Raw genomic sequence first — 496 nt, forward strand, 5'->3', positions numbered from 1 at the left:
TCTTTTATCGAGCTATCCTGAAATGTATTCGGAAATTAGCGACGCAAGAGCGGAAATAAAATTGGAGTTTTCTATACCATTGCCGTTAAAAACTTTGTATGACAATGTTTCGTTTTCTCCTTCAATGACGGGTATTTGGCGATTGGAAAAAGATGGGAAGCTCGCTATTTTTACACCTGCGGAACCTTGGATGCAAAAGACCCGTTATGAAATTCGATTTTCCACTTCATTGACAGATAACAACGGCATGAATATAGGTAATGATTTTTTATGCGTATTTACGACAAAGCTCGATCCTGAAATTCCATATCTTGTAAACGCAATGCGGATAACAAACAAAAATGAATTAATAATTTTATCCGCAGACAGAGGTTATTCAAGTGTTGCCGAATCGCCGGTAGAAAATCAAGATTGGGAAAAAGATGATAAATTACTCCTTGTTTTTTCCAAACCTGTAGACAGTATTTCCGTTAAAAATTATACAAGCGTTGAAAAT

The 496-nt window shown here is 35.9% G+C and carries 1 protein-coding gene; it reads left to right on the top strand.

The genetic code is table 11. From position 1 onward, the window contains the following. Positions 1-496, top strand: a 496-nt coding sequence (locus tag ACYVTD_RS16295) for an Ig-like domain-containing domain (RefSeq protein ID WP_461248721.1), incomplete at both ends; no start/stop codon positions are given.

This window comes from Treponema sp. R6D11, from assembly GCF_054786075.1.